The following is a 25,936-nucleotide window of genomic DNA, read 5'->3' as shown; positions in this document are numbered from 1 at the left end:
TATTATTTTGATAATTTAAATTTATACCAAGACAGGCATTGTCCGGCGTCTTTCGTAACTCGCACCAGAATGTTGACATATAGATTACAAATCTCTGGAGAATCGTTCTAAAATTCTCACATCATGAAAAACAGAGTGTCACCAATGATTGGGCGTCTATACATATTGTGTCTGGCAAGTTTGTTTTCTAGCGTCACATTTGGCCAAAATTTGCAAAGCCAGTGGCAAACGCTTTACCAGAATTTATGGCAAAAGACGCCGCTGACACTCTCACAAAATGAGATCAGCGAATATCCCAATGCACTATGGATGGACGCATCGCGTTACCCCAATTTCGAGAACATTAACTGGCATGACTTGCGAACTCTCAATAATGTCGCATCTCAGTGTCGTCCAGTAGAGCAAGCTAACAACGCGCTGCAGCCAGCGATTGGCTTTGAACTCGCCTTATGTCAAGGAACGCCTTTAAGCGAAGATTGGTTTGCGACCAACGATGTTTTACACCCTGCAGGCGGGAGCTATGCCGATCGCTATCTTGCTAACCGTGGCAAGCTTGCGCAAAGTTCCTCAAATAAGATATTAAGATTCACCAGTATCTCTAACCCGCTCAATCCTCTTCATCACAAGCTTTCACCCCTTTCTGAACCGGGTAAAGAAGCACTAATTAATGGCTATCGAGCCTGGATGGAAGGTGACACATTGTGGCTATCAGGTGAAAGCGGCTGGAAGGCGGTCCCCACTAACATTTGGCACCCACTAGTAAAGGAGGCAAACATAACACTCCAAGGTGACAGCTGCACTTTTTCCTACAGCAATTTATGTATTAGCAAGAAACAACCCTTGGGTGTCTCGATACAGGTCTTACTGCTATTTCTCGGTTCAGTGCTGTTGGCTTTTTTATTGCGTCTTAGCTATTTAAAACACAAACAACGCAAAGAGAAGCGTTTCATTTTACAGTTGCTAACTCACGAGCTGCGAACTCCCATTACCAGCTTGGGGTTAACCATTGATATGTTTCGTCACCATTTTGATTCGCTCGATGACGACGTACAAGATGTCTTTTGGCGGTTGCTCTCAGATTACCAAAGGTTGTCGCAACTCACTCAAAACAGTAAAGCCTATTTAAGTGCTGAAAAGTCTACTACTTTGCTGTATCAAACAGGCCCGCTTGGTGATTGGCTGAGTCACTATTGTGATAAACATGAAGTGCAATACAGCCTGAATAAAGATGACGAGATAAGCCTGCCTTACTATTGGCTCGCGATCTGCTTAGAAAACTTAATCAGAAATGCAAAGCAACATGGTAAAGGCGTGGTCACCGTTACCGCGCATTTGACTACAACCTTAGTGATTGAAGTGAAAGATGAAGGTGAATTCCCCACCTTATGGCAAAAAATATTTCAACAACGAGAAGCCATTAAAAGCAACGATAATATGGGCATTGGCTTAGACATTGTCGAACACTTAATACAGATGGTAAATGGCAAACTGACCATCCATCGCAACCCCACACGCTGTATTTTGGAGCTGCCGTATGAGCACGATTCTACTGATTGAAGACGATGAACTATTAGGTGAAGGCTTAGTCACTTTTTTCAAGAACAATAAATTTGACTGTGTATGGGCAACCAGCGCCAAACAAGCCACTAAGCTCTGGTATAAAGCTGATTTAGTCATTCTCGACCGACAGTTGAGCGATGGGGATAGCCTGCAACACATAGCTCAGTGGTTACTACTCAAAGCGGTGCCTGTTATCGTTTTGACGGCCAAAATCGATGTTGAGCAAAGAATTGAAGGGCTAAAGGCCGGGACCAAAGACTATGTCACTAAGCCATTTTCAAGTGACGAACTGCTTGCCAGAGTCAATACCCAATTGCGCCCATTAGGCTCGAGTTTACTGACGTATGCAGATATTGAAGTCGATTTAGGGCAGAGGATCGCTAAAGTGAACGAAGTAAACGTTGCTCTGAAACCTAAAGAATTTCAGCTTTTGCTGCTGTTTGTACAACATCAAGGCCGCGTATTTCACCGTGATGAATTACTCAATAAAATCTGGGGCTACGAGGTATTCCCGAGCACGCGAACCGTCGATAATCACATTTTACACCTAAGGCAAAAACTACCCAGTTTGGCCATTAAAACTCACCGAGGTGTTGGGTATCGATTGTTAGAGGCCAAGTAATGAAAACCATCAAACCACAACTCACACTGGCACTTGTTACCTTCACCCTACCTAATTTGGTGCATGCCAACCTATTTGCGGACACGCCGCTACAGCATGCATATCAGGCGCTGGCGACCAACCAGCCTCAGCTCGCTTGGCAGGAGCTGAACTTGGCCCTTAATCAGCACACGATAAGCAGCCAACATTGGCAACCCATTAAGCGCGAGATCCTCAGTCAAACGGCATGTGGAACAGCCCTACCGTTAGAGGTCAAGCTTGATACAAAACTACGGTTGAGTGTCATAAAACGCTCAGGGCTTACGTCTCAGGGCTACCAAGTTCGGCTTTCAACTGAAGCGAGCCCAGTTAAAGAAGAGATTTTATTAACCTCACCTGATGGCGTCGTGTTATTGGAAGGGAGTCTTGCAGCAAGCCGCCAATATCAAGAGCTTGAGAGCGCTGAACTTTTGCATAAACCTGCATCAGGGTTGTTTATGCTATCAGTAGGAGATAAACAAGTTACCCTGCTACTTTCAATGAACTTACTTTCAATGGACAGTCACACGTCATGGCTAACCCAAAGCCAACAGACCAATCGAGCACAAGTATCACTCGACTTACCAGCTCATATCGCCGGGTGCCCAGTTGCTGCGGCAAGTTGGCAATGGTTCGATAAAAACTACAACATGTTGGGTTCCAAAGTCCCGTTTCAATACGCTCAAGAGAATCGCCCAACCGCTCTACCTATCGCCTCTAAAGCAAGTTACCTGAGCGCCAGTGTTGAGCTTATCGAGTTTCAACAAGGTATTCGCATTGAATACGTTCAACGGCTCGCCATACCTTATCAATTAAATGGAGACATATAGGTGACATGACGGCTCCAACATCCAGCTTAAATACCGCTAAGATTAATTTGGAGTTATCTCATGTTACAAAGTAAAACTGATCGACGAAACACCGCGATCCTACGGGTACTGATGATGTGCCCGTTTCTGTTCTTTTCCGCAGTCAGCGCGGCAGACACCATTCAACTAAAGAGCGTTCAAGACCAAATCTCTATCTCTCCTAGCACTCTGGCTATCCGCTGGAATGGGCTATCTGTGAACGACGCGGCACTGACCATAAACTCACAAGCACAAAAAGACTATCGCATACTTGCGCAATCCGAAGATCAAATCAGCTGGGAAGTGTTACCTAGTGGTCTACATATCACAGCGTCATTAACTGATAGGAAACTCGCACTGTCTTTAAAACCAAGCCATGAACAGGTCATCTCTCGCCAGCAGCCTGCTACGGTAAATTGGTTCAATCTGAACGAAACCAAGAGCCAAACACTACTACTGCCTTTTAGCGAAGGCATGCGAGTGCCCGTTGCCCACCCTATTTGGGCCCAGTTTCTTGCCAATAACTACACGGGTTCTAATACGACTCAAGATCTAAAAATGCCATTTTGGACCGTTGAACAAAATGGCACGTTTATCAATTATCAATTACTGGAAGCAACCAACAACCAGTTAACTTTTACAGACCAACAAGGCCGCGTGGATATGGTAGCGGCACATCAATTTACGCCGCTAAACCGCACCGAATCGTACAAGGTAGAGATCGCTTTAGGAGATAACCTACTCAGTGGTGCTAAGCAATATCGACAGTGGCGAGAACTCAACAACCTTACTGACCCTTTAAGCGCTAAAGCGTCTCGCAACAGACAGGTTACGAAGCTAATTGGGGCAAGTCATGTGTACTTGTTTGGTAAAGACCCGCTAAGTCGTAGTGATGTCAAAGATTGGTGGGGACTAAAACACTGGTATCTTGAATTATCCGGCCTAACCATAGATAAATCTGCAGCAAAGGAGCTGACTGGTTTACACAAACAGCAAGGGTGGTTTAGCGCGTATCATAAACAACTGCTGCTAGAGTCGATCAATGCGTCTCTATCTTACCCATTCACAGTAGGTTATCCGACCTTAAGTGATAATACGATTGCCGCTCAATACCGCGCAGCTCAGTCTAAGGTCTCTTGGTTAGCCAAGCACGCAGGCGATTACTTAATTGAACCTAATCGTTGGGGCCAAGCACTTTCAATCGATATGCTCAAAAGCTTTAAACAGGCTGGGCTCAGTCGCCTATGGCTGGGTTTTGATAACTGGATGCCAAGCTTTTACAATCCGGAAGTAATAGAAAAAGCCAAACAACAAGGCTATTTGGTTGGCGTGTATGATTCCTATAACACCGCAATTTCACCCGGCAGTAACGACAGCTGGTTAACGGCCAATTTGCCAAAAGAAATGCGCTTTGGTTGCGCTATCGAGATGGCGAGCGGCAAGAAAAAGTCTGGTTTTCGTAATAACGGCTACTACCTAAACCCTAACTGTCATTTGGATTATGTAAAACAACGAGTATTGGATATCGTCAAGTATGGGCGTTTTAACAGCCTATTTTTAGATGTTGATGCAACCGCTATGGCACGTGAAGACTATCGCGATAACAGCAGTGAAAATGACATGCTCAACGCGTTCAATCAACGTTTAGCTTGGCTTGGCGAGCAAACAGGCATTATTTTGGGATCCGAAGATGGTAATGCCCTAACGACTAGGGGAATGGCGTTTGCTCATGGACTAGAAACCGTCGGCTTTGGTTGGACAGACACAGACATGACCAAAAATAGAAAATCGAAGTATTATTTAGGCCGTTGGTACCCTGATAACAAGCCAGAATATTTCTTTAAATCCGCGCAAGTCAAAGAGCCGTACCGCTCGCTATTTTTTGCGCCACAATATCGAGTACCTTTATACCAAACGGTATTTCATGATGAAGTGATCAACAGTCATCATTGGCATACCGACAGCTTAAAATTTAGCGATGTAAAGGCCAGCAGAGATCTCACCGCTATGCTGTACAACACACCCGCAATGGTGCACCTCACTCGCGATGAAGCGCTGTCTTCACAAAGTAAGAGAGTGCAGGCGCTTAAGCATTATCAAACAGGCTTTAAGCCAATCCATGAGCAACTCTGGGACAAAAAGCTAATGAGTTTCACATGGCTTGATTCTAAAGGATTCGTTCAACAAACCACATTTGAAGATGGCAGCAAAATTATTGCCAATTTCTTAGCTAAACCATACCAGCACAACGGCATCACCATTGATAAGCAATCAATTTACGCCAAGCTTGGTAACGGTGGCACCGTTCAATGGGCAAGCAAATAACCCCGCAAAGCAGAACATAATAAAAGGAAGAAAAGCCAACTCAGTGAACTGAACTCCAATCGTTGGCTTTTCTATTTCTTAATTCAGGCATCATATCGAATACGACTGTTCACAGGGTTATGTTATAAGCACACTTCACTCTGCTTATCGTCTAACAACCAAGAGACCCAACGCCTTCTTGAATTAAGCACAAACCCTTCACTCGGCTCTAGCCCACTTAAAACGTAACCATCCGAATTCCTTCCTCCTTCATTTTGGCTAAAGACCCAGTCGGCGCTATTAATTCGGCCGCCGCTGACCAGCTTTTCGCTTAACTCGGAATTGGTAATCACGATCGCGACTCCATTAGAAGAACGCACACCTATTTGAGCCTCTGAAAAGGCACCAATCGCGACAGGCACTTCGAGGGTACAATGTCGACCCTTCTCGTCGATACGGGTATATTTACCTTCGCCTACCCGGCCTTTTAACCACATGAGACGCCCTTCTGTCATGTGTTTTACAACCAAAATACCGACGATTTTCTGAGACTGAAGATCGGCTTGAATGTTCTGTGCCAATGACAAGTAACTCGCCATTGTGAGCGTTACAGCTAATGTTTTTAAAACAAGCGATTTCAACATGAGTAATTCCCCTCAATCATGGCACCTTCGCTATGTTTACATAACAAATAAATTAACCAGAACGGCCCGATAATCGGCAGCAAGAATACCCAACCCCACCAGCCTGAATGACCGGCATCATGCAAGCGACGAACAATAAACGCCAGCATAGGGAATAAGCTGATGATGCTATAAGACAGATCCAAAAAACCACCTGGCAGTACCACCACATCCAAGATGATGAGTAGTAAGCTTATGGCGAAGTGCACGGCCATAAACATCCAAAACTCGTGCCTATAGGCTCGCCCTGAAAAATCGAAACAGTGTCGCCATCCGCTTAGGTAACCAATCCAAAAATCATGTATCTTCATTAGGAGTCTCCATTTAAGTTGGTGAACCTAATATTGGTGTAAGCCAGAGCCAATAACGTCCTAATACCTGTTTTAGGACGTCCTGATACCCGTATTTGTTCGATTGGTGCTTTTTTGTATCGCTGCAAAACGTTAAGCTGATACTTCAATTTCCCCTTGGTTTCACAACAAGCAGATTTCTCTATGTTGGCTATACCGGTTCCTTTTGTTGTCTCAATGCTACTGGCTCTGTTAGCCATTACTTTGTATTTTCGTTACGAAGATCGAGCGAAAACGGTATGTTTGTTTTTAGGGTTGTGTGCATCAACAACGGCCATGGTCGGCCTAAGATGGACATTAAATATAGACGCCTTCGCAATTGCGCAGCCTATTCTGGCTTCCACCATTCCAATTGCTGCTTGGTATACGTTTGCTCATGCAAGCCAGGGGCAAGGCTTCTTACCATTTAAGCACTTTATTGCACCTCTATTCGTCGTTATTAGCGCGACAACTCAACCTTGGTTAACTCTTCCGTTAGATGAAATATTAACCCTGATTTACGTTGGTTACGGAGTAGCGCTTATTCGCTTTTCATCCAAAGAAACGGTGTTAATTAATGTTTCGCTTGGAAACTGGGAGGGTGTAAAGAAAGCAGAAAGTGTTGCTGGGTGGATGCTGATTTTCTCAGCGTTTGTCGATACGTTCATGTCGTGGGATTTCACATTCAACCAAGGAGCGTTTTCCCTCTATATTCTCACGACAGCGCACTTAGTTCTTTTGCCGGTTTTATCATTGGCTGTAGTGGTCGCTGGTATCAATACGCCTGTGGCAGAGGAACCACAATCACACAAAAACGACATCAAAAATGAGGAGCCAGTCCACCCCACCACAATGACTAATGAACGAGCTCATGAAATTGCCGCCATACTAGATCAGAGAATTCGCCAAGACTCCCTATATCTTGATCCTGAGCTCACTCTTTCTAAGTTAACGCGTAAATTAGGCGTGCCTGCCAAGCAAATTTCGATTGCCGTCAATCAAGTCCATGAGCAAAATATTTCCAAGCTCATCAATGAATATCGTATTAATCACGCCAAACATTCTTTGCTCACCTCTCAAGACACCATTACCCAGATCTTCATGAATTCAGGTTTTCAGACCAAATCCAATTTTAACCGCGAGTTTTTGAGAATGACCAATATGACTCCCAGTGAATTCCGAAAAAATAAAGCGGATCACATGGAATGATGTTGACGCCTATGTTCAGGAGCCTGACCTTCACAGCTGTGTTTCAAGCCACTCTATAAACGCCGCTATTTTGGGCCTGTGCTGCTGATCGTTTAAACAAATCAAATCATAACCTCGGCCAGAATCGACTCGCTCAAATGGGGCGACTAACTCACCGTTAGCGATACTGCTGCGTACTAAAGACTCCCGTGCGATACCGATTCCCATGCCGTTTTTAGCCGCAGTCATCGCCATGTCTGAGTGATTAAATAAATAGGTTCTGTCCATAACGTTTAAAGGCTTAAAGGCCTCTTCTGTCTGATTTTCTAACCATATTTTCCATTCAAGATTAGGGTCACTTGCTTCTAGCGATTCAGTACAGTGAATAAACGTTGCAGACGTCAATTGCGCGGCAAAACTTCTGCCACCAGCAAAGTGCGTGTCAAAATACTCGGGGCTGCACACGGGCACAAGCTGCTCATCAAACAATCTTCGGTGATAAAAGCCTGGGTGATCGCTGTCGCTATAATAGATGGCAATGTCGACGGGTTCGTGTTGAAAATCCAAACGGCTGGCTTTGACTCTAAGCTTAACATTGAGGTGAGGATACAAGCGTTGAAAGTCTGCCAGTTTGGGTAATAACCAGCTTTGAGCAAACGTTGGGGCTGCGCCAATATAAAGCTCTCCACGCAGTTCATTGAATTTTATCTCTTCCAGTTCCGAGAATATAACGTCAAAAGAGTGGTTCAACGCATGTAGCAACCGTTCTCCCTCTTTCGTTAGATCTAGCCGCCGCGTCATACGGACAAATAAGCTAAAACCTAATTGCTCCTCTAATGATTTTATTCGCTGGCTGACCGCCCCCTGAGTAATAAACAACTCTTCTGCCGCTTTAGTAAAACTCAGAAACTTACCGGCAATCGCAAAAGTGTACATGTTAGACAACATCTGTTGCTTTCGATCCATAACTCACCCCATACATTAGCAGTGCTAATTCATAGCAAGGTTTAATTGGTTTGTATAGCCAACACCAATCATTTTTAATCAATGTTACTTATCCATAACGAGAAACATCACAATGAATAATAATCTCAAAATTACCATTATTGGGGCAGGATCCAGCTACACGCCAGAACTCATTGAAGGCTTAATCAAACGAAGTTACGAGTTGCCTATTGGTGAACTTTGGTTGGTTGATATCCAAGATGGCGCTGAAAAAGTAAACATCATTGCCGACTTAACGCGACGCATGCTGGCTAAAAACAACCTGTCGCACATTGACGTACACGTCACTTTAGACCGTGCTCCTGCACTTAAGGGGGCAGACTTTGTTTGTTCTCAATTCCGAGCCGGTTGCTTGGAAGGCCGAATACGCGATGAGCGCATCTCGCTTAAATACGGGATGATAGGCCAAGAAACCAATGGGCTTGGTGGGTTTGCTAACGCTTGTCGCACGATCCCCATCGCGCTAGAGATAGCGAAAGAGATGGAAGAGTTGTGCCCAGAGGCATGGCTGTTGAACTTCACCAACCCATCAGGCATGGTGACTGAAGCCATATTGAAGCATAGCAAAGTGAAAACCGTCGGGTTGTGTAATGTTCCTGTCATCATGCAAAAAGGCATTGCGAAAATGCTGAATACCAACGAACAAGACTTTGTATTACAAGTGGCGGGGTTAAATCACTTTATTTGGGCTCGCCAGATCTTGCACGACGGCCGAGATAAGCTGCAAGAAGTGATGGAGGAAATTTTATCGGGTAATGACCCATTAGTGCCACAAAACATCCCACCGTTCGAATGGCCAGCGGAGTTGCTTCGCAACATGGGCATGATCCCGTGCGCTTATCTTCGTTACTACTACAGCGCCGAAGACATTCTGGCTCAAGAACAAGAAGAAGCCAGCAGCGAAGGCACTCGCGGTGAAGTCGTTAAAGCGATGGAGAAGCGTCTATTTGATATCTACAGCAATCCAGAATTAAATGAAAAACCAAAAGAGTTAGAAAAGCGTGGTGGCCAATATTACTCAGAAGCCGCCTGCGAATTGATGAGTTCTATATTCAATGACAAACGTACCATCATGCACGTAAACACCCATAATAATGGTGCCATTAATGGCTTACCTGACGACTGCGCCGTAGAAGTAAGCTGTATGATCACCAAAGCCGGCCCTGTTCCATTAAACGTAGCGCCTTTCCCATCCGACACTCTGCGCCTGATTCAATTAATGAAAGAGTTTGAATCACTTACAGTGGAGGCGGCCGTCATGGGCGATCGCAATGCTGCCCATCGGGCATTGATTTTAAATCCACTGGTTACAACAGGTACCGTTCTAGAGAGAGCACTAGAAGAAACCATTGAAGCAAACCTAGACTACATGCCTCAATTTCGTTAACCGAGATTGCATCATCACGTAGTTGAAATAGATCATCGTGCAAGGTTGCGCACTGGAGAGACATGATCTTCAAACGGCACATGGCGGCGTAAAAAAACCGCCCCTTGCACGCATTCAGGGTCACTTATCCGATCCATTCTAAAATGACGAAAATCGTTGCGCTCCGGATCCCACGCCACCAAATACCATAAGGGTGGCAAGATCAACATCGCTTGAGGTTCGACATATCGTTGAGTCATCGCTCCTTTGGCATCGCAATATTGAAAACGAAGATGTAGCTGTTGCAAAAACGCAGTTTCAAAAGCTGGCAATAGTGCTTCATCCATTTCTCCCATCCCTGAGATATCCACCTGCGAAGCCAGTTTACTGACAAATAAGCAGCCCAATAGGCGACGCAAGTCATGCAGTTTGTCGGCCGGTAGCGCTTTTTCTATTTTAGCCAGCGCAACATCAGCAAGCCCCGCAAACGGAATACCACCAATGGCAGCCATTGAAGCAACACTGATCAGCAGAGCAAAGACTTCCGCTACCGACAACTTAACCGTAGTTTGAACAGAACGAGGGTCAAGTTGCACCCCGCCTCCTCGACCAGATTCAGAGTGAATAACAAAGCCCTCATCACGCAATGCACTGAGATCGCGTAGTACCGTTCGTCTGGATGCACCAATCTCTTGGGCTAACTCGGCAACGGTTGAAGTCCCGTTCCTGCGGAGGCTGCGTACGATGGCGTCTTGGCGTAGGCGAATATTCATTTTGTCAGATTACCTTTCAAAGGTGCCAGTATTTGTCACCATTACGATATATAAATTAGTCGTCAACGTCAGTAAGGAGACGCAAAATGTTTGATCCAACCAAATTTCCACTACCTACTCAGATTTCAGTTAATGGAGTCACACTCGAAGTTTTCGAAGCAGGTCAGCACAATGCCGGCAACCCTATCGTGCTTTGTCACGGCTGGCCAGAGATCGCTTTTTCGTGGCGCTATCAAATACCAGCCCTTGTTGAAGCCGGTTACCATGTCATCGTGCCAAACCAGCGCGGGTATGGAAACTCCTCATGTCCATCCGATATTACAGATTATGATTTAGTCCATTTGACTGGCGATCTCGTCGGCCTACTCGACCATTATGGTTACCAAGATGCCACGTTTATCGGTCACGATTGGGGGGCAATGGTAGTTTGGGGGGTGGCATTATTTCATCCAAGCCGAATCAACAAAGTGATAAACCTGAGTTTGCCGTATCAAGAAAGAGGAGAAGAGCCTTGGCTTGAATTAATGGAGCAATTTCTTGGCGCCGACAACTATTTTGTCCACTTTAATCGACAACCCGGTGTCGCAGACGCCGTATTCGAACACAATACGTTCCAATTTCTCCGTAACCTCTACCGGAAAAACCAAGCTCAACAAGAACCAGAGCAAGGTATGGTGATGATCAACCTCGCGCAAGCAGGAGAACCGACAGGGGAACCTATAATGAGCGATGACGAGTTGGCTATTTTTGTTTCTGCATTCGATCGATCAGGCTTCACTGGCAGCATAAATTGGTATCGAAACCTTGACCGAAATTGGCACTTATTGGCTGATACTAATCCAGTAATTCAATGCCCTACACTTATGATCTATGGTGAGCGAGATGTGATCCCCCCATCAGAAAGGCTACCGATATTCGTGCCTAATGTGGACGTAGTCAGCCTAGATTGTGGTCATTGGATCCAGCAAGAAAAGCCAGAAGTAACTAACCAAGCCATTGTAGAATGGCTAACATCAAAAACCGCACACTAACTACAAAGCGATTCATCCTCCCTCTCGCCAAATAGGGGGACACTGAGTGTCAATATTCGAAGCATAAATACCAAACGATTAGAAAGGAATAACTGAAAATGACTGAACTGATTTTTTTCAGAACCCAAGAAGAATTTGGCCTGTGGCTAGAAAATCATCATAACGTCACCACTGAATTATGGGTCGGTTTTTACAAAAAAAGAACCAACCGAGAAAGTATTACCTGGTCTGACTCTGTTGATGTTGCGCTGTGTTTTGGCTGGATTGACGGCATACGAAAAACGATTGATTCCGAAAGCTATAAGATTCGCTTTACTCCACGTAAAACAAACAGCGTATGGAGTGCGGTGAACGTTAATAAAGCAAAAGCACTGATACAACTTGGCGCAATGAGGCCAGAAGGCGTGGTTCTCTTTAACAGCAGATCCGATGATCTCGGCTATAGTTCAGAACAACGGAATATAGTGCTTGCCAAGGAGTATGAAAACCAGATCAAAGCAAACGATAAAGCATGGCAATTCTTTATTCAGTTAGCCCCCTCCTACAAACGCGACTCAATCTGGTGGGTTATGAGCGCGAAGAAAAAAGAAACCCAACTCAAAAGGCTGGGTATATTGGTTGAATCATCTGAAGCGGGCTTGAAAATCCCAATGCTAAGAAAGAAATCAGATATTTGAAAGTTAGTGAAAATCCGCTACTTACTGCAGACTTTGGCTCTAAAAACTCGGAATCATCGATAAAATCAGGCATATTGAATCCACCTTACAAAATAATTACAACTGCCAGAGCACATATGAATTCAATCAACCTCAGTGAACCGTTCTCCCTAACTAATGGCCAAGTGATTAAAAATCGTCTGTTTAAGTCGGCAATGAGCGAGCAACTTGCGGATAAACAACATAATCCTACTCCTGGCTTAGCCACCCTATACCAACGCTGGGCCAAAGGAGGCATTGGGCTATCGATTACCGGTAACGTAATGGTGGAAAGAAGTGCTCTTGGCGAACCAAACAATGTGGTATTGGATGAAGAAAGTGACTTAGCGTTATTTAGCCAGTGGGCTGACGCAGGTAAGAAAAATGGTGCGCAAATTTGGGTACAGCTTAACCACCCAGGAAAACAAATCCCTAAGTTTTTGTGCGATGAACCCGTCGCACCATCCGCCATTTCCTTGGGTCGCGGGCTAGAAAAGGGCTTCAATACCCCACGAGCTCTGACTGAAAGCGAAATCCATCAAGTGATTGGTAAGTTTGCCACCAGCGCTAAACTAGCGAAACAAGCCGGCTTTACCGGCGTACAAATTCATGGTGCTCACGGCTATCTTATCAGCCAGTTTTTATCCACAAGGCACAACCAACGAGACGATAAATGGGGCGGTTCACTGGAGAATCGACTTCGATTTGTACGAGAAGTATATCGGGCCATTCGCAATGAAGTAGGCGATAACTTCCCTGTTGGAATTAAGCTCAACAGCGCCGACTTCATGAAAGGCGGCTTTACTGAGGAAGAGTCGATGCAGGTTGTGCAGGTATTGAGTGACGATGGTATAGACTTAATCGAAATATCAGGTGGAACCTACGAAAGCCCGTCGATGATGGGGGCTAAAAATAAATCGGTTAAGGCAAGCACCATAAAACGTGAAGCCTATTTTCTAGATTACATGGTAAAGGTAAGAAAACTGGTGAACACACCACTGGTCGTAACCGGTGGTTTTCGAACGGCCCCAGCGATGAATGACGCCTTAAATTCATCAGCCACTGATTTTGTTGGCATTGCTCGAACCATGGCTGTCGACCCCGACTTCCCCAATAAATTAATTGAAAACCCAGATTATGGCATGCCACTGAGCGAACCGACCACAGGTAAACCAGCGCTCGATAAAATGGCTATGGTTGGGCTGGTATGGTACGAACACCAAATGTGGCGTATTGCCGCAGGTAAAAATGCCAAGCCAAACTTGAGCCCGCTTGGCGTGGTAATAAAAACCATCCTAAGTGCGGGTTGGCATACGTTTAAACAACGTAGGGCATAAAGCCAATATTGATTACTAACGAATAGCCCTTTCGGATTACGTCATTCAACTAGTGACTTCACCTTATGGTGAAGATGAACGATCGCTTAGCACTGCACGTAAGAAACACCTCTCGACATAGTTACTACTAAGGAACAAGTCGATTAGCTTAGTTTGTTATTTATCAACTAGACTTATAAACAGTGTGGTTGATAAGGTACAAATATGACTCGTCACCCATTGAATAGATTTCAATACATTCCCGTTATTGCTTTGGCACTTTCTTTTGTTTTGGGTGGCTACGTATACAGCAGGACTCTCGACGAATGGCTAACGAACATCGTTAGTAGCTATATGCTTGATTTATTAGACGATGTTAATCATGAAGTAAAGAGAGGCAAACTTCACCTTTATGATTTTACCCCCCACGAAATTGATCAATTTTTGGATAACTTATCCCAATCCTCTTCACAGCGTCGATTCACTATAATCCATGAAAGTGGGAAAGTACTCGGTGATTCAATACTGACCAAGAAAGAAACTTACCATTTAGGGAGTTTTAGCCAACGCCCCGAGGTGGTGTCTGCCTTAGCCACTGGACATGGGATTGCAAAGCGATATAGTGAAACCAACCATCAAGAAGTTCTTTATGTCGCTGCTCGGCTAGAAATTGACGATCATGAACACGATCACTTGATGGCCAAAAATTCGGTAATAGATCCTAAAGAACACGAAAAGCCAAGTATTGCAGAGCAGAATGACCATGCAATACACAGCTCTGTTTACATTCTTAGGCTAGCAATGCCGATGACTTCGCTTCGAAGCATGTCCGAAGACCTCAGATTTATTCTCTTCATACTTATGGGCTGTTCTATGGGAGTGCTTATTGCTTCTTCATGGTTCAGTCAGCGAAAGATAACACAGGCGATTAATGAAGAAAGGCAGCAACAGCAAACGAGAATAGACAAAAGCACCCGGGAAATTGAATTACTGCGTCAACTCGCCAATATGCTTGCGGCCTGTAAGGACATACACGAAGCACAACTTGTTGTGAAAGACATTATTCCGAGATTACTTGGCAACGTAAATGGTTGCATTTCCATCATGCGCGAATCTCGAAACTTACTGGAAGTAGAAATTGACTGGGGAGAAAAGTGGCCAGCCGCCACCGCATTTTCTCCACAAGATTGCTGGGCCATGAGAAAAGGCAAAGCTCACCTGTCGCATGATAAACATCAGAGTTTAAATTGTAACCATATGAGCAGGAAAAACACTAAGGACACCACACTGTGTATTCCCCTTACCGCTCACGGAAACACAGTCGGGATCATCCATCTTAATTTCCCCAGCGCCGGCTCTCTAGTACCAAATGATATCCAACAGTTAGCCTTTACCCTGGCGGAGCACCTTGGCCTTGCACTGGCTAATCTTCGCCTTCAGGATAAGCTCCGCTCGCAGGCATTGCGTGACTCGCTAACAGGGCTATATAACAGACGGTATTTTGAAGATAAACTCGAAAAAGAATGGTCGCTTGTTTACCAAAGTGACGCCCCGCAGCCCTTATCCATCATCATGTTAGATCTTGACCATTTCAAACGATTCAACGACAACTTTGGCCACGATGCTGGCGACTATGTACTCAAAGAGCTAGCAAACCTACTGATGCATTCGATAGACGGTAGAAGTGTCGTATGTCGGCTTGGCGGCGAAGAATTTTCTGTTATTTGCCCCAATACTACAGAACAGGAAGCCATTGCCGTGGCCGAAACCACTATCGAGAAAGTCAGAGAACTGCACCTTAGCATCAAAGGACTGCCACTTGGCCAGTTAGGGATCTCTGCGGGCATCTCTACTTACTTAGACACCTTCATGTCTGAAGAAGAGTTAGTAAAACTTGCAGATACTGCGCTCTACAAAGCAAAAGAAAGAGGACGCGCTCAGGCTGTGCATGCCAACCAACTGCAAGATAATCCCCCGCAAGATAGTCATTTCCAAGACAACTAAAACATTTAAGCGAATTTAGATTTGTCTCTAAATCTATTGTTAACCACAGCCATACCAATCTATACGTATTTCGAATAGATACCATTTCGCATCAATCGAATAATAAATACATTATAGCTACACAGCAAACGAAGCAGCTCTGATTCACGACGAACTTAATAGCAGTTGCATCAATGGGTCACTAATAAAAGGCAAACGACATGAAGATGAAAAATACAGTCCTAGCAACAATTCTGGCAGCAACGACTTTTGGCGCTACCACTACCGCCTCGGCCGCAGACGCAGTCCCTTTGTCTAAGTTTTACGAAGGTTATGCCGTTGAAGAGATCCCAGCGGATGCATTCCAACAATGGCCCTACTACACTTATGCTTCGGCGCATATTGAAGACTTCTTACGCTATGGCGTTCACAAACTACCTGCATCTGCTAACCCAGTACAAGTAGAGCGCGTTGGTGGCTTTAATATCTCCCCTGAACTACGTAAAGACCTGATCGATACACAAGTGAAAGCTTTCGTAGTAATGAAAGACGGTAAAGTTCTAGCGGAGCATTTCGATAATGGCTTTAAAGTTGGAATGCTAAATAACTTACAGTCAGCAGCTAAGACTTACGTGGGTGTACTGTTAAGCCATGCCGTCGACTCTGGAAAAATTGCACTTGATGAGAAAGCCAAAACTTATTTACCTGAATTGGAAGGTTCTATAATCGGAGAAGCGACCATCAGCGAAATAGCGACAATGAACTCCGGTATTGAACCACTTAGCGACTACCACACCCCTGGCTCTAATGGCTACGAGTGGGAGAAAGAAATCGGACTGCAAAATGCGGGTGAACCGATCGGTCACTTGAATGCAATTAAGGCTGCTAAAGCGACACCAAACGAGCGTGGCACTAACTGGGATTACACCGACCAAAACTCTGACACCCTAGCGCTTATTGTAGCAAAAGTGGAAGGTAAACCATTTGAGCAACTGCTTGCTGACCTGCACAATAGTTACGGTGGCAACAACGAAATTCAAATTGCTAAAACGTCCGATGGCACAACATCTCCTGCGTATGGCATCAACATAAGCGCATACGATTACGCACTATTCACAGGATACATTGCGCAAGGAAAAGCAGGGAGTTCTTTCTATAAAGAGTTGAAAGACCCATCTAACGACGTACTAAATGTGACCCCTGGAGTGAAGGATGTCTTTGGCGCAGCAAGCCCTACGACGTATGACATGCAGTCTTACACAATGCTCGATGAGAAGATCATCTACTCGCATGGCTCATTCGGTCAAACCGGTTTTTCTGACACGAAGTCTGGCTATTCTGTGATCTATCTATCAGATTGGTATACCAATACAGATGTCCCTAGCCTACAGAAACAGTTAATCAATGCCGTTGATGTCATTAATGAGCTACGCGCTAAGTAATCACTTTCGTTAATTAACAAATCAGAACTTACCAACCTAAAAGCAGAGTGATATCACTCTGCTTTTTGTTTTTTATCGTAGAAACTCATTCCCCCTTAATAAGCTAACCCACCTCCACAATCTAGGCACTTGTCCTCGGTGCGCTAGAGCCAAAAAAAAACCAAGAAAGCTAAGCAGAATCAGAGATGCCATTACCGACATTCTGTTTGGCTTGGGCCTGTAAGGACACCACACTGTCTATTCCCCTTACCGCTCAAGGAAACACAGTCGGGATCATCCATCTTAATTTCCCCAACGCCGGCTCTCTAGTACCAGATGATATCCTACTGTTAGCCTTTACCCTGGAGGAACACCTTGGTCTTGCACTGGCTAATCTTCGTCTTCAGGATAAGCTCCGCTCGCAGGCATTGCGTGACTCGCTAACAGGGCTATACAACAGACGATATTTTGAAGATAAACTCTAAAAAAATGGTCGCTTGTTTACCAAAGTGACGCCCCGCAGCCCTTATCCATCATCATGCTAGATCTTGACCATTTCAAACGATTCAACGACAACTTTGGCCACGATGCTGACGACGATGTACTCAAAGAGCTAGCAAACTTACTGATGCATTCGATCGATGTTCGAAGTGTTGTATGCCGGCTTGGCGGCGAAGAATTTTCTGTTATTTGCCCCAATACTACAGAACAGGAAGCCATTGCCGTGGCCGAAACCATTATCGAGAAAGTCAGAGAACTGCACCTTAGCATCAAATGACTTTCACTAGGCCAGTTAGGGATCTCTGCAGGGATTTCTACTTACTTAGACATTTGCATACCTGAAGAAGAGTTGGTAAAGCTTGCTGATACTGCGCTCAACAAAGCCAAAGAAAGAGGACGCGCTCAGGCTATACATGCCAATCAACTGCAAGATCCACTCCCGCAAGATAGTCATCTTCAGGACAACCAAGACGATTAAGCGCGCGTGGATCTAACTGGGGTTACACTGGCCAACATTCTGATACCCTAGCGCTTATTGTAGAAAAAGTGGACGGTAAGCCATTTGAGAAACTACATGCTGACCTGCACAATAGTTACGGTGGCAAGTACGTATCGTCCATCAACCAAGAAGAGGCAGCTCTTTATTTTTCGAGCCTGGTATTCAAGCAAGGGAGGAGATTTAATTATATTTACTGAATTGGAAGATTAATGTCAACTTCGAAATACGGCTCATCAGGTTTAACCACTTTATATGAATCGAACCTAATCCTATTATCCAAACTATAACCACTATTGGGCAACCAGACATTAAAAACACCTTTATACTCATGTGCAATTACGCTTGGGTTACCTTTAGATGAATAGGATGCAAACTTACCTCCTTTAATAATACGCGTGTCGGTGGTTATATGTGGAGGCAAGCGTGTATCAGAATCTAATATAATACAAATATCATATATACAACGCTTTTTGTCTGTAATATTTGGATCGCTATAACACACATCAATTAATTGTGAATCATCTTGAACGAGACTACGATGCTCATCGATAAACTTCGGCCAGTGATGGATAAGGTCGCCATAGTCGCCAATGTAACGACGGTAGATTACTCGAATATCTTCTAACTCCCGAATTACAACATTTTTATTATAGTATTCAAAATCTTGATATACGATATCTTTACCGTCGAAATAGTTTACTAAGTCAAATTTCTTATCTTTCTTAAGTTTTCTAAATTTTGCAGGAGAGATCCCGTGGTGCTTAGTAAACGCTGAACTGTAGTTGGATGAACTGTATCCATAACCTAAGCCAATGTCGGTAATACTATTGCCGGTATTGGTGCCTAGGACAATCGCACTATCTTCCATTTTCAATCGTTTGATTAACGAGTATATACTTTCGCCAGTCGATTTTTTAAACAATCGACTAAAGTGGAATTTTGATATATTACAATAGCTTGCGACCGAATCCACACCTAACTCGCTGGTCAGGTTATCGAAAATGTATTCAATGGCATTGTTAATAATTTTATTTGTTATTTCCATTTATAAGTCCATTTGCATATAAATAACTGATTACTGTGCGGATTAAATACATAAGCCTATGTATTCCCAATACTATTTAAATTTTGAAAAAAAGCACAAATTCAGAAGTAAAGAGATATAAAACTTAGTACCATGCATTGTCGATAATGATTATCATTATCCTATCAAAAGGAAGGGCATTGAGAAAGCAGCTTTGAGATTATCAAATGGATTCGTTTGTTGTCTAAATCAGTTGTTGGCAGGTGTCGGTCAATCGTAAGTATTAGGGTTAAAAAACAATATGACGCAGTTTTCTCAACCTGTTTCAGAGACCAAAACGTTAACCTATAAAAACCAAGGAAAATTTAACCAAGTAGAGATTGCATGGACTGACAAAGATGTACCTCGTATCCAAGCAGATAACTATGAAGGTTTAGGGTTTGGCTATGGGTATGCCCATGCCCGAGATAGGTTGATTGAGGTGGCTGGGCAGGCTATTGCTATGCGTGGTCAGCGATCCAAGCATTACGGACCAGAAGCTTTCTCTACCTTAGGTTTTCTCAAAACTACCAACCTAAATTCGGACCTAATGTTCAAACTCAGGGTTCCTGATGAGTGGGTAAAAGAAGAGCTTGAACGGCTAAGGGCAGAGACGCGAGAGTATATCTTTGGCTATGTGAATGGCCTTAATTACTTTGTAGATAACCTATCTGAGACAGAATACCAGCAAATTATTGGCCAAGAACCGATGGTACGATTTGAAGTCGAAGACGCAGTACGCTTTGCCATGCGCTTTGGGGTGATGAAAGAATTGATCGAAATTGGCCCACACCTAGTTGCATCGGCTAATTACATCAATGATAGTAAGCCAAGTAATATGGTTTCTCCCCATGCTGCCCCTGTTGAGGTCGAAGGGGGATTTGGCAGCAATGCTTGGGCCTACGGTGGTGATGTCGTTGAAGGTAGTAGTGCCATGCTGGTTGGCAATCCTCATTCTGCTTGGCAAAGAAACCCTGATCAATTACGTATTTACATGCACCAATGCCATCTCACTATTCCGGGTGAACTTGACATTGCAGGCACCACATTTCTGGGATTTCCTCTCCCGTTGACAGGGTACAATGCTAACGTATCTTGGAGCATTTTGGATGCAGCGACAGTCACCCCGTATGTTATGCAGCTTATGGAAGTTAACCAGAAGCAAAACTCCATCGAATACTTGATGGATGGTGGCTATCAGTGCGCAACTATACGCTACATCGATATTGAAACACGGCAAGAATCAGGTGACGTCACCATTCAAACCTACCAGTTTGCTGAATCACATCTAGGGACACTTTTCCAGTTGCCCCAATCACCGAATAAGCCGGCAGGTTGGTACGCAATCACCAACCCGGGAGAGAGAAATGCTAAGGGCTTAGACCAATTTCTGTTGGCAGCTAAGGCTCGCTCAACTAGAGAGTTTATCGAACAGATAGAACAGTATCGCGGCGTGCTTTGTCAGCTTGTTGTCGCAGATAAGCATGGTGATGTGGGTTACGTGGTAGCGGGAAATGTACCACCGATCACCGATGAAGCAATGGCAAGTGCCCATGTGGGTATTGAAGGCGTTGCATTTAACGTCTTGAATGGAAGCAAATCAAAAAATTCGTTCCGAGATCAAAACCAAAGACCGCTGCAAGCGGCTAAGTCATTTTATCCCAACATCATCTCTCGCGGCATTATTCACAATACCAACAACAGCTATAAATACAGCGAATTTGGCAAGCAGCAGCCTGACTATCCATCAGTTTTTGGTCAGCATAAACAGCAACACTCCTTAGCAGCGGCTAGGCTCGATTATGACCCTCGACTGATAATGTCATATAAGCGAATGCAGGAAATCAGCTCGATCGGCAAGATCAGTGCTCGGCAGGCATTAGATGTAATATTTGATAACCGTAACTATGCTGCTGAAACCTTTCTTGATTGGATTTTGAATCTAGAGCCAAGTGATTGCACAACGCCAGTGAAGCAAGCATTTCAGGTCTTGGCAAGTTGGGATCGTAAGAACAACCCAGATAGCCGTGGTGCGCTGTTATTTCATCATCTATGGGGCAAGGTTATTCGCGCTAAGTTGGTATGGGTGATGGGGTTTGGCAATCCTGAAGTTGAATCAGAACTCTCGACTACACCACAAAGCAGAAAAGCGATATTAGAAGCATTAGCGCAATCCATCGATGAGCTTGAGCAACTTGGATTTGCGTTGGATACAGCATGGGGTAGCGTTCTCTATCAGACCGCAGAACAACTTCCCATCGCCATGCATGGTGGCTCTTATGAGCAAGGCATCCTTAATGGAGAAATGCCCGCTGAATTAACCCGAAATGGGTTTGCATACATCCTGTTTGGAACCGCATATATACAGCTAGTCCAGTGGCAGGGTGGTTCGATTTGCCCGCTGGTGTTATTGGCACATGGCCAGCGTGATGGGGTAGATTCTTTGGCACGTACACGTCAATTGCAGATGTTTTTAAATAAAGAGCTGTACCCGATGCCTTACGCTGCGCATCAGTGGGAGAATACCAACTTCACCAATATAATTACGATTACCAGCACCTAGCGTGCATTTTCAATTCGTGTACTTAGTTTGTCATTGTACCCACAGTTATATATTTCACATGAGTCTTAATCACTGATGAAAAAGATTATTCTAGCTCTGGTGGTTGTATTAACCGCCGCCACTTCAACAACTGCTTTGGCATGGCCAAGGAGTTTTGTTAATGCCGATGGCAGTACGACAACCATACCAACTAATCCCGTTAGGGTTCTATCTACCTCGGTAACAGTAACAGGTACTTTGCTTGCTATTGAAGCACCGTTAATTGCAAGTGCAACCGATACTGCTGGCAGGTTTTTTGGTCAATGGCAGGTGGTTGCTAATGAACGCTCGGTAGCGAAACTCTGGCCGGCAGGCAGTGTCGACCTCGAGTCTGCATATCTAAATCGACCAGATCTGATTGTGGTATCTAAATCTGGCGCCGACTCAGCGCTTAATCAAATCAAAGAGTTTCGCGCCATTGCTCCGACCATTATTGTCGATTACAGCACTCAGTCATGGCAGGATCTAGCCAAACAACTGGGTGACGCATTGGGCAGTGAAAAACATGTAGAAAAGACGGTAGCTGAGTTTGACTTATTAGTTGCTAATACCAAGGCTCAATTAAATCTGCCAGATGGGAAAGTCAATATCATTAGCTACCACGGAGCAGGAGTGACCAATGCGGTGGCGAAACCAGAAGGAGCACATGCGCTGCTACTTAGTGCTCTGGGGTTTCAGCTAGAATCACCAGATTATAACTGGCACACCGGTCCGCTCTCTCATAGTGATTTCTTACGAGTGAACTATGAAAAGTTGACCCTACTTAAGGCTGAGACCAGCTTCTTACTTGAAGCTTCTGATCAGCATGCGCAGAGATTAATGTCTAACAAGGTTTTAAAAAATCTACCATCAGTAAAGAACCACCAAGTATACGGACTTGGCGAGAATACCTTCCGAGTTGATCTCTATAGTTCGAAAGAGATCATCAACAACATGCTTAGGCGATTTGGAAGCGAGTGATTGATTGTGTTGGAAAAGTTAACCCAATGACCGAGCTAGATCATCAAATCGATCAAAAGAAAAAACGGCAAGTAAACGCCCCTATAGTGATCGTGCTCGTTTGTTTACCAATTTTGATGCTGATCAGTATCTTTGTTGGATCTAGGGATATTGCCGTAACAATCACTCTAGATGCCCTGTTTCACTTTGATGCCCATAACTCTCAGCACCTAATTGTACACCACTTGCGAATTCCTAGAACTCTACTTGCTGTGGTTGTTGGCGCTGCACTTGGCGTCTCAGGCATCATAATGCAAGCCCTTACTCGCAATCCTCTATCTGACCCGGGGATCCTAGGGATCAATGCAGGTGCAATGGTCATGATAGTTTTAGGTATTGCCATATTTGGCATGACAAGCCTTGCAAGTTATATGTGGTTAGGGCTATTAGGCGCTGCATTGGCGGGCTTTATGGTTTACCTCTTTGCTGGAAGGGGAAGGAAGGTTGATACGGTCCGAGTCGTATTATCTGGCACCGCATTAACTATTATGTTGCTGGCGATCACTAGCCTAATCACCATTAATAGTCACCAAGAAGTATTTCACCAGTATCGCCACTGGTCAGTCGGCTCACTGCAGGGGCGCGGTTATGACGTGCTCTATCCGGTGACTATATTAATCGCAATTGGACTGTTGTTGTCATTAGCTCTAGCAAAACCACTAGATTCGATTGTATTAGGCTATGAAAAAGGGCTAACACTGGGAGTTAACCCTAAACTGGTTTGGGCAGGTTCGTGCATAGTGGTGACTATATTAGCTGGTAGTGCAACTGCTGCTGCTGGCCCAATTAGCTTTCTTGGCTTGACCGCACCTCATATTACCAAGCTAATTGTAGGGACTGACCATAAAAAGCTGCTGCCGGCATCTATGCTGATTTCAGCATTATTATTGCTTTGCGCGGATATATTAGGTCGTATTGTTGGCCATCCCGATGAAATTAGTGCCGGTATTATGGTGGCATTAATTGGCGGACCTTTTTTTCTATTTTTAATTAGGCGTTAGTGTGTTTACTGTTACAAAAGTGCTTACTTCTCGACAAATGTACGCCCTGCGCTACAAGTCAGCCTCTATTGTAGTAAATATTAAGAATGTGTCGATTGCAGGAGCAATGTTACTCGCTCTGTGCGCTTTGATTTTATTTGCATTAAGCGTTGGTAAATTACCCCTTACTATTGCCCAAGTTATCGAGATATTGATTACTCCGGAAAATGCCGAATCTGCTTTTCCAGCTAAAATCCTATGGGACATCCGTTTACCGAGAGTTATTACCGCTGTATTTGCCGGTGCTGCTCTTGGGATCGCAGGTTCAATCTTTCAGTCGATTTCTCGTAATCCCTTAGGTTCTCCCGATATTATTGGTTTTACCTCTGGGGCCGCAACTGGCGCACTGATTCAGATCATCTACTTTGCCGGTGACTCTATTCAGGTAGCTCTTGGGGCAATTGTCGGCGGACTCGCAACGGCTGCGGTAGTTCTGACATTATCCTACCAAGGTGGCACCATCAAGCGTCAAAAAATGGTACTAACCGGAATAGGCGTTGGGGCAATGCTAAGTGCATTTAATGGCCTTCTGCTGGTCAAAGGGGAGATAGATAGTGCTATCTCCGCCAACCTATGGCTAGCCGGTTCGCTCCATGCCAGAACTTGGGATCATGCGCTACCCGTGTTAGCCGGAGTCGTACTATTGTTGCCGATAACAAAGCTATTTTCAGCGGAAATAGTAGGCTTAGAGTTAGGCGAGTTACGCGCTCGTTCAATTGGCATACGGGTACTAAAGTTACGCTTGATCATGACTTTACTGGGTGTATCACTTGCTGCACTAGCAACAGCATCAACTGGGCCTATCGCCTTTATCGCCTTGGCTGCACCACAATTGGCGCTTCGATTGAGAAACACCGCTAACCTGCCATTTGTTTCTTCCGCCCTGATGGGAGCATTGATACTGCTTATCGCTGATCTGATCACTCAATTGATACCATCGGATATCAACTTACCAATAGGAAGAGTGTGCGGGATTATTGGTGGATTTTATCTGCTTTGGCTCCTAATCAGAGCTCGTTAACTAAGTAATATATTATGACTATTTTTAACTCAGTAACTGCTGAAAATCTATCGCTAGGTGCGGAAAACCTAACACTTGGCTATGGCTCTAAGATTATATGTGAAGCACTAGATGTTATTATCCCTAATAGGAAGCTCACCGTGATTGTTGGCCCAAACGGCTGTGGAAAGTCGACCTTATTAAAAAGTCTCTGCCGATTACTTAAGCCAAAACAGGGGCATGTAGTCCTTAATGGTGAACAGATACAGCGAATGCCAGGCAAGGATATCGCTAAGCGATTAGGCTTTTTGCCACAAAGTTCTCCTAAGCCGGAACGGGTTACCGTCGCTGAGTTAGTTGCACGAGGCCGCCATGCTCATCAAGGATTGTTTAGCCAATGGAGTATCAAAGACGAGCAAGCAGTAAAGCAAGCCATGCGCATTACCCGAGTCGAAGAATTTGCCGAACTTGCAGTGGATGCACTATCAGGCGGCCAAAGACAGCGAGTATGGATTGCTATGTTGCTAGCACAGCAAGCACCCATCTTAATGCTTGATGAACCAACTACCTATCTAGATATATCCCATCAACTGGAATTATTAGAGCTGTTTAAAAAGCTGAACCAACAGCGGGGAAATACTGTCGTTGCTGTATTACATGACTTAAATCAAGCCTGTCGCTATGCCGATAATTTGATTGTATTAAGCGGTGGAAAAGTTGTCGCACAGGGCTCCCCTGAAGAACTCATGACAGAGTCGCTAATTAAGCAAGTGTTCGGCCTAGACAGCCTAATTATTCAAGACCCCGTTACAAACACTCCAATGATTGTACCCAAAGCGCCCATGATACCCGATGTAGTATAAGCAGAATTAAACCAAATAGTATTCGAATTGTTCTGCACTAGCAGGACTGGACACTTCATTAAGCAATATGACGCTATCAATGTTAACCGAGCTTAGATACCCGGGAACACAATGCCCTGATGGAGCATCTCATAAACTCCTCAGAGCATAGCTATCTTTTAAGAATGAATTAGCTAGATCAACGGCTACCAAAGCATTTATCTTTGCTCGATACTTGGCTATTAAAA

23 protein-coding genes are annotated in these 25,936 nt (G+C 44.5%); 18 read left to right on the top strand and 5 right to left on the bottom strand.

Features of this window, described 5'->3' with window-relative positions; genetic code table 11:
- Positions 1-144: 144 nt before the first annotated feature.
- Genes QWZ04_RS11285 through QWZ04_RS11270 form a run of 4 tightly spaced genes read left to right on the top strand, consistent with a single transcriptional unit; the run spans position 145 to position 5,373 of the window.
- On the top strand, positions 145-1,557 hold the full coding sequence (locus QWZ04_RS11285; protein ID WP_290328015.1) for an ATP-binding protein: 1,413 nt from the start codon (positions 145-147) through the stop codon (positions 1,555-1,557).
- Positions 1,535-2,182 (top strand): response regulator transcription factor, encoded by a 648-nt coding sequence (locus QWZ04_RS11280; RefSeq protein ID WP_290328012.1) that lies wholly within the window; start codon positions 1,535-1,537, stop codon positions 2,180-2,182. The genes QWZ04_RS11285 and QWZ04_RS11280 overlap by 23 nt, the downstream gene beginning before the upstream one ends.
- Entirely contained in the window at positions 2,182-3,030 is an 849-nt protein-coding gene (locus QWZ04_RS11275) for a DUF2861 family protein (protein WP_290328010.1), read from the top strand. The genes QWZ04_RS11280 and QWZ04_RS11275 overlap by 1 nt, the downstream gene beginning before the upstream one ends.
- 60 nt (positions 3,031-3,090) lie before the next feature.
- Entirely contained in the window at positions 3,091-5,373 is a 2,283-nt protein-coding gene (locus QWZ04_RS11270) for a glycoside hydrolase (RefSeq protein WP_435433607.1), read from the top strand.
- 122 nt (positions 5,374-5,495) lie between these two features.
- On the opposite strand, the gene QWZ04_RS11265 is transcribed toward QWZ04_RS11270, so the two are convergent.
- Together QWZ04_RS11265 and QWZ04_RS11260 are read right to left on the bottom strand one after the other, a co-directional pair.
- Complete coding sequence (locus QWZ04_RS11265) at positions 5,496-5,996, bottom strand: hypothetical protein (RefSeq protein ID WP_290328008.1); 501 nt, start codon at positions 5,994-5,996, stop codon at positions 5,496-5,498.
- Positions 5,990-6,346 carry a DUF805 domain-containing protein gene (locus tag QWZ04_RS11260; RefSeq protein WP_290328006.1) on the bottom strand — a complete coding sequence of 119 codons (357 nt, stop codon included), beginning with the start codon at positions 6,344-6,346 and terminating at the stop codon, positions 5,990-5,992. Before QWZ04_RS11260 ends, QWZ04_RS11265 begins: the two co-directional genes overlap by 7 nt.
- Before the next feature lie 183 nt (positions 6,347-6,529).
- On the opposite strand from QWZ04_RS11260, the gene QWZ04_RS11255 reads away from it, so the two are divergent.
- Entirely contained in the window at positions 6,530-7,573 is a 1,044-nt protein-coding gene (locus tag QWZ04_RS11255; RefSeq protein WP_290328004.1) for a helix-turn-helix domain-containing protein, read from the top strand.
- Positions 7,574-7,603: 30 nt separating this feature from the next.
- Here QWZ04_RS11255 and QWZ04_RS11250 read toward each other — a convergent pair whose 3' ends face one another.
- Positions 7,604-8,518, bottom strand: coding sequence for a LysR substrate-binding domain-containing protein (locus QWZ04_RS11250; RefSeq protein ID WP_290328002.1), 915 nt, complete (start codon positions 8,516-8,518; stop codon positions 7,604-7,606).
- 112 nt (positions 8,519-8,630) lie between these two features.
- Here QWZ04_RS11250 and QWZ04_RS11245 point away from each other — a divergent pair, with 112 nt between their 5' ends.
- Positions 8,631-9,944 carry a 6-phospho-beta-glucosidase gene (locus tag QWZ04_RS11245; protein ID WP_290328000.1) on the top strand — a complete coding sequence of 438 codons (1,314 nt, stop codon included), beginning with the start codon at positions 8,631-8,633 and terminating at the stop codon, positions 9,942-9,944.
- A gap of 32 nt (positions 9,945-9,976) precedes the next feature.
- Here the strand turns inward: QWZ04_RS11245 and QWZ04_RS11240 are convergent, their stop codons facing one another.
- On the bottom strand, positions 9,977-10,696 hold the full coding sequence (locus QWZ04_RS11240) for a helix-turn-helix transcriptional regulator (RefSeq protein ID WP_290327998.1): 720 nt from the start codon (positions 10,694-10,696) through the stop codon (positions 9,977-9,979).
- An 86-nt stretch (positions 10,697-10,782) separates the two neighbouring features.
- On the opposite strand from QWZ04_RS11240, the gene QWZ04_RS11235 reads away from it, so the two are divergent.
- The 7 genes from QWZ04_RS11235 to QWZ04_RS11205 all read left to right on the top strand — a co-directional run bounded on the left by QWZ04_RS11235 (position 10,783) and on the right by QWZ04_RS11205 (position 17,920).
- The gene (locus QWZ04_RS11235) at positions 10,783-11,727 is read left to right on the top strand and encodes an alpha/beta fold hydrolase (RefSeq protein ID WP_290327996.1); all 945 of its coding nucleotides are present in this window, start codon (positions 10,783-10,785) and stop codon (positions 11,725-11,727) included.
- Between the two features lie 98 nt (positions 11,728-11,825).
- On the top strand, positions 11,826-12,404 hold the full coding sequence (locus tag QWZ04_RS11230) for a YdeI/OmpD-associated family protein (RefSeq protein WP_290327994.1): 579 nt from the start codon (positions 11,826-11,828) through the stop codon (positions 12,402-12,404).
- 116 nt (positions 12,405-12,520) lie between these two features.
- On the top strand, positions 12,521-13,759 hold the full coding sequence (locus QWZ04_RS11225; protein ID WP_290327991.1) for an NADH:flavin oxidoreductase/NADH oxidase family protein: 1,239 nt from the start codon (positions 12,521-12,523) through the stop codon (positions 13,757-13,759).
- A gap of 204 nt (positions 13,760-13,963) precedes the next feature.
- On the top strand, positions 13,964-15,742 hold the full coding sequence (locus QWZ04_RS11220) for a sensor domain-containing diguanylate cyclase (RefSeq protein ID WP_290327989.1): 1,779 nt from the start codon (positions 13,964-13,966) through the stop codon (positions 15,740-15,742).
- Between the two features lie 206 nt (positions 15,743-15,948).
- Entirely contained in the window at positions 15,949-17,163 is a 1,215-nt protein-coding gene (locus QWZ04_RS11215; RefSeq protein ID WP_290327987.1) for a serine hydrolase domain-containing protein, read from the top strand.
- 185 nt (positions 17,164-17,348) lie between these two features.
- Positions 17,349-17,627, top strand: a complete 279-nt coding sequence (locus QWZ04_RS11210) for a GAF domain-containing protein (RefSeq protein WP_290327985.1) — start codon at positions 17,349-17,351, stop codon at positions 17,625-17,627.
- 53 nt (positions 17,628-17,680) lie between these two features.
- Positions 17,681-17,920, top strand: coding sequence for a GGDEF domain-containing protein (locus QWZ04_RS11205; RefSeq protein ID WP_290327983.1), 240 nt, complete (start codon positions 17,681-17,683; stop codon positions 17,918-17,920).
- Positions 17,921-18,332: 412 nt separating this feature from the next.
- Here QWZ04_RS11205 and QWZ04_RS11200 read toward each other — a convergent pair whose 3' ends face one another.
- Positions 18,333-19,187 carry an AraC family transcriptional regulator gene (locus QWZ04_RS11200; RefSeq protein WP_290327981.1) on the bottom strand — a complete coding sequence of 285 codons (855 nt, stop codon included), beginning with the start codon at positions 19,185-19,187 and terminating at the stop codon, positions 18,333-18,335.
- Positions 19,188-19,467: 280 nt separating this feature from the next.
- Here QWZ04_RS11200 and QWZ04_RS11195 point away from each other — a divergent pair, with 280 nt between their 5' ends.
- The 5 genes from QWZ04_RS11195 to QWZ04_RS11175 all read left to right on the top strand — a co-directional run bounded on the left by QWZ04_RS11195 (position 19,468) and on the right by QWZ04_RS11175 (position 25,709).
- Positions 19,468-21,768 (top strand): penicillin acylase family protein, encoded by a 2,301-nt coding sequence (locus QWZ04_RS11195; protein WP_290327979.1) that lies wholly within the window; start codon positions 19,468-19,470, stop codon positions 21,766-21,768.
- Between the two features lie 75 nt (positions 21,769-21,843).
- The gene (gene fepB / locus QWZ04_RS11190; protein WP_290327977.1) at positions 21,844-22,767 is read left to right on the top strand and encodes a Fe2+-enterobactin ABC transporter substrate-binding protein; all 924 of its coding nucleotides are present in this window, start codon (positions 21,844-21,846) and stop codon (positions 22,765-22,767) included.
- A 116-nt stretch (positions 22,768-22,883) separates the two neighbouring features.
- Positions 22,884-23,807, top strand: a complete 924-nt coding sequence (locus QWZ04_RS11185) for a FecCD family ABC transporter permease (protein WP_290328771.1) — start codon at positions 22,884-22,886, stop codon at positions 23,805-23,807.
- Position 23,808: 1 nt separating this feature from the next.
- Positions 23,809-24,867, top strand: a complete 1,059-nt coding sequence (locus QWZ04_RS11180; protein WP_290327974.1) for a FecCD family ABC transporter permease — start codon at positions 23,809-23,811, stop codon at positions 24,865-24,867.
- 14 nt (positions 24,868-24,881) lie between these two features.
- Positions 24,882-25,709, top strand: coding sequence for an ABC transporter ATP-binding protein (locus tag QWZ04_RS11175; RefSeq protein WP_290327971.1), 828 nt, complete (start codon positions 24,882-24,884; stop codon positions 25,707-25,709).
- The last annotated feature ends 227 nt before the right edge of the window (positions 25,710-25,936 follow it).

The organism is Vibrio tapetis subsp. quintayensis (genome assembly GCF_030409945.1).
Classification (GTDB): domain Bacteria; phylum Pseudomonadota; class Gammaproteobacteria; order Enterobacterales; family Vibrionaceae; genus Vibrio; species Vibrio quintayensis.
Note: the sequence above shows the minus strand (reverse complement) of the source record. Positions and strands in the feature narration are given on the sequence as shown.

What these genes read in the sequence shown, in the direction of transcription:
- QWZ04_RS11205 (WP_290327983.1), top strand. Translation starts at nt 17,681, where the DNA reads ATGCTAGATCTTGACCATTTCAAACGATTCAACGACAACTTTGGCCAC.
- QWZ04_RS11265 (WP_290328008.1), bottom strand. Translation starts at nt 5,996, where the DNA reads ATGTTGAAATCGCTTGTTTTAAAAACATTAGCTGTAACGCTCACAATG.
- QWZ04_RS11260 (WP_290328006.1), bottom strand. Translation starts at nt 6,346, where the DNA reads ATGAAGATACATGATTTTTGGATTGGTTACCTAAGCGGATGGCGACAC.
- QWZ04_RS11215 (WP_290327987.1), top strand. Translation starts at nt 15,949, where the DNA reads ATGAAAAATACAGTCCTAGCAACAATTCTGGCAGCAACGACTTTTGGC.
- QWZ04_RS11185 (WP_290328771.1), top strand. Translation starts at nt 22,884, where the DNA reads ATGCTGATCAGTATCTTTGTTGGATCTAGGGATATTGCCGTAACAATC.
- QWZ04_RS11270 (WP_435433607.1), top strand. Translation starts at nt 3,091, where the DNA reads ATGTTACAAAGTAAAACTGATCGACGAAACACCGCGATCCTACGGGTA.
- QWZ04_RS11225 (WP_290327991.1), top strand. Translation starts at nt 12,521, where the DNA reads ATGAATTCAATCAACCTCAGTGAACCGTTCTCCCTAACTAATGGCCAA.
- QWZ04_RS11275 (WP_290328010.1), top strand. Translation starts at nt 2,182, where the DNA reads ATGAAAACCATCAAACCACAACTCACACTGGCACTTGTTACCTTCACC.
- QWZ04_RS11255 (WP_290328004.1), top strand. Translation starts at nt 6,530, where the DNA reads ATGTTGGCTATACCGGTTCCTTTTGTTGTCTCAATGCTACTGGCTCTG.
- QWZ04_RS11240 (WP_290327998.1), bottom strand. Translation starts at nt 10,696, where the DNA reads ATGAATATTCGCCTACGCCAAGACGCCATCGTACGCAGCCTCCGCAGG.
- QWZ04_RS11285 (WP_290328015.1), top strand. Translation starts at nt 145, where the DNA reads ATGATTGGGCGTCTATACATATTGTGTCTGGCAAGTTTGTTTTCTAGC.
- QWZ04_RS11235 (WP_290327996.1), top strand. Translation starts at nt 10,783, where the DNA reads ATGTTTGATCCAACCAAATTTCCACTACCTACTCAGATTTCAGTTAAT.
- QWZ04_RS11220 (WP_290327989.1), top strand. Translation starts at nt 13,964, where the DNA reads ATGACTCGTCACCCATTGAATAGATTTCAATACATTCCCGTTATTGCT.
- fepB (WP_290327977.1), top strand. Translation starts at nt 21,844, where the DNA reads ATGAAAAAGATTATTCTAGCTCTGGTGGTTGTATTAACCGCCGCCACT.
- QWZ04_RS11280 (WP_290328012.1), top strand. Translation starts at nt 1,535, where the DNA reads ATGAGCACGATTCTACTGATTGAAGACGATGAACTATTAGGTGAAGGC.
- QWZ04_RS11230 (WP_290327994.1), top strand. Translation starts at nt 11,826, where the DNA reads ATGACTGAACTGATTTTTTTCAGAACCCAAGAAGAATTTGGCCTGTGG.
- QWZ04_RS11245 (WP_290328000.1), top strand. Translation starts at nt 8,631, where the DNA reads ATGAATAATAATCTCAAAATTACCATTATTGGGGCAGGATCCAGCTAC.
- QWZ04_RS11175 (WP_290327971.1), top strand. Translation starts at nt 24,882, where the DNA reads ATGACTATTTTTAACTCAGTAACTGCTGAAAATCTATCGCTAGGTGCG.
- QWZ04_RS11200 (WP_290327981.1), bottom strand. Translation starts at nt 19,187, where the DNA reads ATGGAAATAACAAATAAAATTATTAACAATGCCATTGAATACATTTTC.
- QWZ04_RS11210 (WP_290327985.1), top strand. Translation starts at nt 17,349, where the DNA reads ATGCCATTACCGACATTCTGTTTGGCTTGGGCCTGTAAGGACACCACA.
- QWZ04_RS11195 (WP_290327979.1), top strand. Translation starts at nt 19,468, where the DNA reads ATGACGCAGTTTTCTCAACCTGTTTCAGAGACCAAAACGTTAACCTAT.
- QWZ04_RS11250 (WP_290328002.1), bottom strand. Translation starts at nt 8,518, where the DNA reads ATGGATCGAAAGCAACAGATGTTGTCTAACATGTACACTTTTGCGATT.